The following is an 8,788-nucleotide window of genomic DNA, read 5'->3' as shown; positions in this document are numbered from 1 at the left end:
ATAACTGCGGGAATTTCCGCGATCACAGGCCCCATCGTAGGGCACCCCCCGCGGGGGGGCGGCGGCGCCGCGCGGCCCCCCCCCGCGGCCACGATCCTGCCATGTTGCCACCGTCTCAATCCAGCGACCGCCCGTCGGCGCCGTCGGGGACCGCGGCATTGTGCGCCGTCGGGCCTATCCTTGCGGTTGAGCGCCAAACGCGGCATTGTCGACGCGATGCTGCCGGCTCGGCGGCCGGGCCAACGAGCCTTTTCCTGGAGCTAGGCAACCTTGATGCTTTCCCTTCGAATCCGTCGATCGATGGCCGTCGCCCTCACGCTGGTGGCGATGCCGATCGCCGGACAGGCGCTGGCGCAGACCCCCGATCACCCGGCCGACAACTCGGCACAGTTTCCGACCACCCAGGATCTGCGGTCGATGACGACCGCCGGCAGCTACCTGGCGGCCCGCCACGCCAGCATCGAGCGTGACGCGGCCTCCGCCGCTGCGTTCTACCGCTCGGCGCTCCGCACCGATCCGAGCAACAACGAGCTGCTCGACCGCGCTTTCATCTCGTCGCTCGCCGAAGGCGACATCGATGAGGCGGTCAAGCTCGCCGATCGTGTGCTGAAGATCGACAAGTCCAACCGCGTCGCCCGGCTGGTGATCGGTATCCGCGATCTGAAGACCAAGAAATACGCCGCCGCGGTTCGTAACGTGAACCAGTCGGTGCGTGGCCCAATCACCGACCTGATCGCCACCCTGATTTCGAGCTGGTCGCTGTACGGCGCCGGCGACGTCAAGACCGCGGTCGGCAACATCGACAAGCTCGCCGGTCCGGAGTGGTATCCGATCTTCAAGGATCTGCATTCCGGCATGATGCTGGAGCTGGCCAACCGCCAGAAGGACGCCGGCGAACGGCTGGAGCGCGCTTACAAGCTCGACGATTCCGCGCTGCGCGTGGTTGAGTCCTATGCGCGCTGGCTGTCGCGCAACAAGGGCGAAGCCGAGGCGCTCGCGGTCTATCAGGCGTTCGACAAGAAGTTGCCGCGTCATCCGCTGATCGAAGACGGCATCCGCGAAGTCAAGGCCGGCAAGAAGCTGGCGCCGCTGGTCGACAGCCCGCAGGCCGGCGCGGCCGAAGCGCTGTATGGCATCGGTGCGTCGCTGACCCGGCGCGGTGGCGAAGATCTCGCGCTGGTGTATCTGCAGCTCGCGCTCTACCTCGAACCCAACCATGCGCTCGCGCTGCTGGCGCTCGGCGATCTCTACGAGTCGGTGAAGAAGCCGCAGATGGCGATCAAGGTGTACGAGCGCGTGCCGGCATCCTCGCCGCTGAAGCGCAACGCCCAGATCCAGCTCGCCACCGACCTCGACGCCTCCGACCGCAGCGAGGAAGCGATCAAGATCCTCAAGGGCGTGATCGCCGAGGACGGCAAGGATCTCGAAGCCATTATGGCGCTCGGCAATATCGAGCGCGGCCGCAAGAAGTTCGCCGATTGCGGCGAGACTTACTCCAAGGGTATCGACGCGCTCACCGGCGCCGAGAAGAACGCCTGGGTGTATTACTACTTCCGCGGCATCTGCGAGGAGCGCTCCAAGCAGTGGGCCAAGGCCGAGGTCGACCTGAAGAAGGCGCTGCAGATGCAGCCCGACCAGCCGCACGTGTTGAACTATCTCGGCTATTCCTGGATCGATCAGGGCATCAACCTCGACGAGGCGATGACCATGATCAAGCGCGCGGTCGATCAGCGTCCCGACGACGGCTATATCGTCGACTCGCTCGGCTGGGCCTACTACCGCATCGGCGACTACGAGAATGCGGTGAAGACGCTGGAGCGGGCGATCGAATTGAAGCCCGAGGACCCGACCATCAACGATCACCTCGGCGATGCCTATTGGCGGGTCGGCCGTACGCTCGAGGCGCGCTTCCAGTGGGCCCACGCCCGCGATCTCAAGCCCGATCCGGAGGAACTGCCGAAGATCGAGGTCAAGATCTCCAACGGTCTGCCCGAAGAGGACAAGGCCTCGGCGGCTTCCGCGGACAAGAAGAAAGAAGACGGCAAGGGCGGCTGAGGCGGCGCGGTCAGGGCTTTGCACCGGGACCGCGAACGCGCCTAAAAGGGGGGTGGAGCTTCGGTTCGGTTTCGCTCAGAACCGGCGCTCCAGGAGACGATTTCCGTGACCGACGGCTCTGCGACAACACTGCGCGACGAGGCGCGCGCCAAGGTGAACCTGACGCTGCGCGTGGTCGGCCGTCGCCCCGACGGCTACCACGAGCTGGAAAGCGTGGTGGCGTTCGCCGACTGCGCCGATCACCTGACCCTCCAGCCGGGTGCGGCGCTGAGCCTGACCACGATCGGTCCCGGCGCGCAGGATTGTGGCGACAGCGCCGACAATCTAGTGCTGAAGGCAGCGCGACTGCTCGGCGAGCGTGTGCCGAACCTGAAGACCGGCGCCTTCACGCTCGACAAGCATCTGCCGGTGGCGGCCGGCATTGGTGGCGGCTCCGCCGACGCCGCGGCGGCGCTGCGGTTGCTCGCCCGCGCCAATGATCTCGCCGTTGACGATCCGCGCCTCATCGAGGCCGCCCGGCTGACCGGCGCCGACGTTCCGGTATGCCTGCCGTCGAAGCCCTGCGTGATGACCGGCGTCGGCGAGAAGCTGTCGCCGCTGCCGTTGCCGCGAATTCCGGCCGTGATGGTCAATCCGCGAGTGCCGGTGGCCACCAAGGACGTGTTCACTGCACTGGGGCTGAAGCCAGGCTCGCTTGCGGTCGGCGCGACCGACGTCCTCGCTGCTCCCGGCTGGCCGAAAGCCGGTGCGCCGCTCGCCGATTGGGTCGTGGCGCTCAAGGCCGGCACTAACGATCTCGAACCGCCGGCCCTCAAGGTCGAGCCGGTTGTCGGCACCGTGCTAGAGGCGCTGCGGGCGACCGCCGGCGTTCAACTCGCCCGGATGTCCGGTTCGGGCGCGACCTGCTTTGCGCTGTACGCCGATGATGTCTCGGCTCGCGCCGCCGCGGATACGCTCCGCGCTGCGCATCCTGGCTGGTGGGTCCACCCCGGCAGCTTGAGCTGATCATTCTCTGTCATTCCGGGGCGCGCGAAGCGCGAACCCGGAATCTCAAGATTCAGGGCACCTCGGCGGCGCAGATCCGGGAAGCTTCTCGGCCAAACAACCGCGGGATTCCGGGTTCGCTCTCTGACGCGAGCGCCCCGGAATGATGGTGCTTGTTTCAGGAAGAGCTGCGCCCGCTCAGTGCGAGCGCGCGAGGCAGAACGCGACCACTTGCTCCAGCGCCGTCTTCATCGGCGACGACGGGAACAGCGCCAGCGCGTCGACCGCCATTGCGCCGTAGTGCTGGGCGCGCTGGATGGTGTCGTCGAGGGCGCGGTGCTTGGTCATCAGCTTGATCGCCTGATCGAGGTCGGCATCCGAAATCTCGCCGCGCTCCAGCGACTTGATCCAGAATTCGCGCTCGGCGTCGTTGCCCCGGCGGAACGCCAGCACCACCGGCAGGGTGATCTTGCCCTCGCGGAAGTCGTCGCCGACGTTCTTGCCGAGCTTGGCAGCCTTGCCGCCGTAATCGAGCACGTCGTCGATCAGCTGGAATGCGATGCCGATATTCATGCCGAACGAGCGGCAAGCCGACTGCTCCGGCTTCGGCCGGTTGGCGATCGCCGGGCCGACTTCGCAAGCGGCGGCGAACAGTTCGGCGGTCTTGCCGCGGATCACCGCGAGATACTCGTCCTCGGTGGTCGCGGTGTTCTTGGCGGCGGCGAGCTGCATCACCTCGCCCTCGGCGATGGTGGCTGACGCCGACGACAGGATGTCGAGCGCGCGCAAGCTGCCGACCTCGACCATCATCCGGAACGCCTGGCCGAGCAGGAAGTCGCCAACCAGCACGCTGGCCTCATTCCCCCACAGCATCCGCGCCGACTTCTTGCCGCGGCGCATCTCGCTCTCGTCGACGACGTCGTCGTGCAGCAGGGTCGCGGTGTGCATGAATTCGACCGCGGCGGCGAGCTTGATGTGGCCGTCGCCGGTGTAGCCGGTGAGGTTTGCCATCGCCAGCGTCAGCATCGGCCGCAATCGCTTGCCACCCGACGAGATCAGGTGGTTGGCGACTTCAGGAATCATGGTGACGTCGGAGCCCGTCCGCGACAGGATGGTGGCGTTGACTCGCTCCATGTCCGCCGCAACGAGTTCGACGAGTTGGTCGATCGAGGCGGTCGAGGGGCCCTCGAAGGGTACGATTACGGCCACGCTGGGTCTCCAAATTCCGGGGACGGATGCGGCGAAGCTGCTCGCGCCATCCGAGCCTTGGTCCAGTCATCGAGGCGCCGGCCGGCTCGACCATTCCGCGCCTCATTGCGGTTCCCTCTATAGCACGGGAACGACCCTGCAACGAGGCGATCGATCCCCCGCAACGGTCGGCGCGAGCTATAATGCAGGGACGACAGGAGAGGCAAGGTTGCGAGAACTGCTGCGGACCAACGACGCGGTACTGCTTTCGGCGGTGGGGGCATTGCTGGACGGTGCCGGGATCGACCACTTGGTGCTGGACCAGAACATGAGCATTCTCGAAGGCTCGCTCGGGGTGATCCCGCGCCGCGTTCTGGTGCACGAGGACGATTTGCGCGCTGCGCGCCGGCTGCTGACCGATGCCGGACTGGCGCACGAGCTCCGGTCCGATGGCTGAACTGGTTGATCCGGCAGCACAAAGCCTCACCGAGGACGGCTTTCTCGGGGGCCGGCTGCGGCTGCGGCAACCTGCCGCCGGTCATCGCGCCGGTCACGACGCGATTCTGCTGGCGGCTTCGACGCGGGTGAGGGCTGGCGACCGAGTGGTTGAATTCGGCAGCGGGGTCGGCACCGCCGGACTGGCGGTGGCGCGCAGGATGGATGGAACCGATCTGGTCCTGGTCGAGATCGACCCCAGTCTTGCGGCGATCGCCGGTGACAACGCCCACCTGAATGGGTTGGCAGCCGCAGTCGTCTGTCTCGATATCACCGGCTCAGCCGAGACGTTTGCGGCGGCCGGACTCGGGCCCGACTCGGCCGACGCGGTCCTGATGAATCCGCCGTTCCATGATGCCGGCCGGCATCGGGGGTCGCCGGATCCGGTGCGGCAGGTGGCGCATCTGGCAACGGCGACGACGCTGGAGGCCTGGGTTCACGCGGCGCGGCGGCTGCTCAAGTCGGGCGGGACCCTGACCATGATATGGCGGGCGGATGGACTTGCCGATGTTCTGAGTGCGCTGGGGCGCGGGTTCGGCAGCGTGATGGTGCAGCCGGTGCATGGGAATGCCGATCGGCCGGCGATCCGTATCCTGGTGCGTGCGACGAAGGGCGGGCGAGCGCCGCTGATGCTTGTTCCCGGTTTGCTGCTCAACGACCCGTCGGGGCACCCGAACCCGATCGCGCGGGCCGTGCTCGCCGGGGAGCAAATTCTGCCGCTGGCGCAATCCTAATCAGCGGCTGGGCAAAAACTGCGCAGCGCTGATTACTGCGGTTGCGGCTCGTTGTGCTTGGCCGGTGCGCTGGTGACGTGCACGGCCGCGAGAATTGCCGCGATCAACAACATCAGCAGGTAAATTTTCATCGGTCCCTCCGCTGCGTCGTTGCAGCCTCGTCCCTATATGAAGCCTGCGTTGCAAAACACGTTCCATACCTACCAAATGGTGGCATCCAAGATGGTCGACAATAGGGTGAAGCGATGAGCGATGCTGCGATCCGCGGTCGCAGCGAGCAGGGCTGGCTCGCCGGTCTCGGTAACTGGATTCCGGCGCGCTTTCGGCGCGACATTCCGGTGGTGCCGGTGGTGCGGCTGTCGGGCACGATCGGCGCGGTGACGCCGTTGCGGCCGGGCCTGACGCTCGCCGGAGTCGCCAAGCTGCTTGATCGCGCATTCTCTACCCGCAACGCCAAGGCGGTGGCGCTGGCGATCAATTCGCCGGGCGGCTCGCCGGTGCAATCGCGGCTGATCTATCTGCGCATCCGCGCGCTCGCCGCCGAGAAGAAGCTGCCGGTCTACGCGTTCGTCGAGGATGTCGCGGCCTCGGGCGGCTACATGATCGCGTGCGCGGCCGACGAGATCTATTGCGATCCGTCGTCGATCCTCGGTTCGATCGGCGTGGTCGGCGGCGGCTTTGGCTTTCAGGACCTGATCAAGAAGATCGGCGTCGAGCGCCGGCTCTACACCGCCGGCGAGCGCAAGGCGCAGCTCGATCCGTTCCTGCCGGAAGACCCGCAGGAGGTCGCGCGGCTGAAAGTGCTGCAGCAGGAAATCCACGCGCTGTTCATCGCATTGGTGAAAGAGAGCCGCGGCACCCGGCTGAAGGGCGAGGAGTCCAAGCTGTTCACCGGCGAGTACTGGGCCGGTGCCACCTCGGTGTCGCTCGGCCTTGCTGATTCGATCGGTGATTTGCGTGCGGTGCTACGCGGCAAGTTCGGCGACAAGGTTCGCACCCCGCTGATCTCGCCGCCGACCGGCCTGCTCGCCAATCTGTCGCGTAAATCCGGCGGTGCGGGCGCTGCGCTCGACGGCGTCGCGGCACTGCCCGAATCAATGATTACGGCGCTGGAAACACGGGCGATCTGGGCCAAATACGGCTTTTAGAAGATACGCGGCCGCGCAGCCTCCGCGCCATTTGGTCCCGTCAGCGTGAGTTGCGAGTGATCGCCCACTGAGCGAAGATGCAACAGGGGCGTGACGCGACTCAAGGAGAGGTTGGACGATGCCGCCGCTGCTCGTATTGGCTGGAAGCCTGGTGGGCATCGCCATGGTGCGGTGGGCCTTCCGCACGGCCGGACGCGTGAATCAGGAGCTCGAGGTCGCCCGCGCAACGGTGTTTGCCGAGGCGGACCGCGCCAAGCTGCCGACGCTGCGGCCGGACCCGGTGACCGGCGCTTATCGGCCGGGCTGACCTTCAGATCGGATTGATCTCTTCAATCGCTGATGTGGGAATCGGTGCGCCGGCCCGAAGGGCGGGGCATCACCCATCGGGCCGGCGCGCAACCTTGGAGGTTGCAAACTTTTAAGAGCGGCCGAGCGATCCGCTGAGCAGCGGCGCGACCACCAGCACGACAAGCGCAGCACTCACGGCATGAAAGGCTGTCATTTCGGCTCTCCGTCGTTTCGGCGCCGGCTTCCCAGCCGAGCGCCACGTCCCTGGAGGCCGATGGTTACCCATCAGTTGCTAACGAATTTCAGCTTTTAGCGATCGCCGTGGCGGGTGGTTAAGGAGGCGTTAACCGGCGATTTGGCCCGTTCATCGCCTTGATTTGCCGGGTCGTGGCCGATACGGTCCGGCCACTTTTCCAAAAACCCTCGTGAATCCAAAGCCGATCATGGACCCGACGCCTCCGCACATGCGCCCGGAACGTTCGTTCCAGGGCCTGATCCTGACGCTGCAGCGCTTCTGGGCCGATTATGGCTGCGTCATCCTGCAGCCCTACGACATGGAAGTCGGCGCCGGCACCTTCCATCCGGCCACCACGCTGCGGGCGCTCGGCCCGAAGCGCTGGAACGCCGCTTATGTGCAGCCATCGCGCCGGCCCAAGGACGGCCGCTATGGCGAGAACCCGAACCGGCTGCAGCACTACTATCAGTTCCAGGTGATCCTGAAGCCGTCCCCGCCCGACATCCAGGACCTGTACCTGAAGTCGCTGGCCGCGATCGGGGTCGACACCGCGCTGCATGACGTGCGCTTCGTCGAGGACGACTGGGAAAGCCCGACGCTCGGCGCCTGGGGCCTCGGCTGGGAGTGCTGGTGCGACGGCATGGAAGTCAGCCAGTTCACCTACTTCCAGCAGGTTGCCGGCGTCGAATGCGCGCCGGTTGCCGGCGAACTCACTTACGGTCTCGAGCGGCTGGCGATGTACGTCCAGGGCATCGACCGCGTCTACGATCTCAACTTCAACGGCCGCGACGGCGACGACAAGGTCACCTACGGCGACGTGTTCCTGCAGGCCGAGAAGGAATACTCGAAGCACAATTTCGAGGTCGCCGACACCGAGATGCTGTTCGAGCAGTTCAAGATGGCCGAGGCCGCCTGCAAGAAATATCTCGACGCCGGCTGGGTGATGTCCGCCGATGGCGGCAAGCGTGAAGCCCACGCCATGGCGCTGCCGGCCTACGACCAGTGCATCAAGGCCAGCCACGTTTTCAACCTGCTCGACGCCCGCGGCGTGATCTCCGTCACCGAACGCCAAAGCTACATCCTCCGCGTCCGCGAACTGGCGAAAGCCTGCGGCGAAGCCTGGGTGCATACCGAAGCGGGACGGGCGGAAGCGTAGTTCTCTTACCCGCCCCTGGAGGGGGAGGGTCGCTCGCATAGCGAGCAGGATACACGATAACGAGGACGCCTCTGCTCCCCTCCCCCTTGCGGGGAGGGGGCGGGGGTGGGGGTCCACGGATGCAGACGTCAATGTTTGGATCGCCAGCGATGATCGACGATCGCCAGCGGTACTTCGCGCAGATGATGCGCCAGAATCCGACGGACGCCGAGCGCTTGCTGTGGCAGCGCTTGCGGCATGACCTCGTGCTGGCAAACTCGCATTTTCGTCGGCAAGTGGTGATCGGGCCTTTCATCGTCGATTTCGCCAGCCGCGGAGCCAGGCTGGTGATCGAACTTGATGGCGGCCAGCACGATGAGCAGCGTGCCGCCGACGAAGTGCGTAGCCGCTACATCGAGGCTCAAGGCTATCGCGTGCTTCGCTTCTGGAACAACGACGTACTCGGCAACCTTGATGGAGTTCTCGCCGAGATTCAGTCTGCGTTGACCCCCACCCCCGACCCCTC

Annotated in this window: 9 protein-coding genes; 8 read left to right on the top strand and 1 reads right to left on the bottom strand. The window is 65.9% G+C overall.

The window, feature by feature from the left end:
* Positions 1-273 precede the first annotated feature (273 nt).
* Both VRZ08_RS18515 and VRZ08_RS18510 read left to right on the top strand, forming a co-directional pair.
* Positions 274-2,055, top strand: a complete 1,782-nt coding sequence (locus tag VRZ08_RS18515; protein WP_414533455.1) for a tetratricopeptide repeat protein — start codon at positions 274-276, stop codon at positions 2,053-2,055.
* Positions 2,056-2,160: 105 nt separating this feature from the next.
* Positions 2,161-3,060 (top strand): 4-(cytidine 5'-diphospho)-2-C-methyl-D-erythritol kinase, encoded by a 900-nt coding sequence (locus tag VRZ08_RS18510; RefSeq protein WP_414533454.1) that lies wholly within the window; start codon positions 2,161-2,163, stop codon positions 3,058-3,060.
* A 177-nt stretch (positions 3,061-3,237) separates the two neighbouring features.
* Here VRZ08_RS18510 and VRZ08_RS18505 read toward each other — a convergent pair whose 3' ends face one another.
* On the bottom strand, positions 3,238-4,248 hold the full coding sequence (locus tag VRZ08_RS18505; RefSeq protein ID WP_107343216.1) for a polyprenyl synthetase family protein: 1,011 nt from the start codon (positions 4,246-4,248) through the stop codon (positions 3,238-3,240).
* Positions 4,249-4,456: 208 nt separating this feature from the next.
* On the opposite strand from VRZ08_RS18505, the gene VRZ08_RS18500 reads away from it, so the two are divergent.
* From VRZ08_RS18500 to VRZ08_RS18475, 6 genes are all read left to right on the top strand, one after another.
* A complete protein-coding gene (locus VRZ08_RS18500) occupies positions 4,457-4,684 on the top strand; it encodes a DUF2007 domain-containing protein (RefSeq protein WP_263990766.1) in 228 nt (75 codons plus the stop codon).
* Entirely contained in the window at positions 4,677-5,456 is a 780-nt protein-coding gene (locus tag VRZ08_RS18495; RefSeq protein WP_414533453.1) for a tRNA1(Val) (adenine(37)-N6)-methyltransferase, read from the top strand. Before VRZ08_RS18500 ends, VRZ08_RS18495 begins: the two co-directional genes overlap by 8 nt.
* Positions 5,457-5,701: 245 nt before the next feature.
* Positions 5,702-6,604, top strand: coding sequence for a S49 family peptidase (locus VRZ08_RS18490; RefSeq protein ID WP_414533452.1), 903 nt, complete (start codon positions 5,702-5,704; stop codon positions 6,602-6,604).
* 118 nt (positions 6,605-6,722) lie between these two features.
* A complete protein-coding gene (locus tag VRZ08_RS18485; RefSeq protein ID WP_107343220.1) occupies positions 6,723-6,911 on the top strand; it encodes a DUF4234 domain-containing protein in 189 nt (62 codons plus the stop codon).
* A gap of 424 nt (positions 6,912-7,335) precedes the next feature.
* Positions 7,336-8,283: a glycine--tRNA ligase subunit alpha gene (locus tag VRZ08_RS18480; protein ID WP_264054458.1), complete on the top strand. Its 948-nt coding sequence runs from the start codon at positions 7,336-7,338 to the stop codon at positions 8,281-8,283.
* A gap of 149 nt (positions 8,284-8,432) precedes the next feature.
* Positions 8,433-8,788 (top strand): endonuclease domain-containing protein (locus tag VRZ08_RS18475; RefSeq protein ID WP_414533451.1); only part of this gene is annotated, 356 nt, incomplete at its 3' end.

Origin of the sequence: Rhodopseudomonas sp. G2_2311 (genome assembly GCF_047501505.1) — a bacterium.
GTDB classification, from domain to species: domain Bacteria; phylum Pseudomonadota; class Alphaproteobacteria; order Rhizobiales; family Xanthobacteraceae; genus Rhodopseudomonas; species Rhodopseudomonas palustris_H.
This window is presented reverse-complemented; position numbering and strand designations above follow the sequence as displayed.

Coding starts and splice junctions, on each gene's coding strand:
- VRZ08_RS18515 (WP_414533455.1), top strand. CDS start 274: ATGCTTTCCCTTCGAATCCGTCGATCGATGGCCGTCGCCCTCACGCTG.
- VRZ08_RS18495 (WP_414533453.1), top strand. CDS start 4,677: ATGGCTGAACTGGTTGATCCGGCAGCACAAAGCCTCACCGAGGACGGC.
- VRZ08_RS18490 (WP_414533452.1), top strand. CDS start 5,702: ATGAGCGATGCTGCGATCCGCGGTCGCAGCGAGCAGGGCTGGCTCGCC.
- VRZ08_RS18485 (WP_107343220.1), top strand. CDS start 6,723: ATGCCGCCGCTGCTCGTATTGGCTGGAAGCCTGGTGGGCATCGCCATG.
- VRZ08_RS18480 (WP_264054458.1), top strand. CDS start 7,336: ATGGACCCGACGCCTCCGCACATGCGCCCGGAACGTTCGTTCCAGGGC.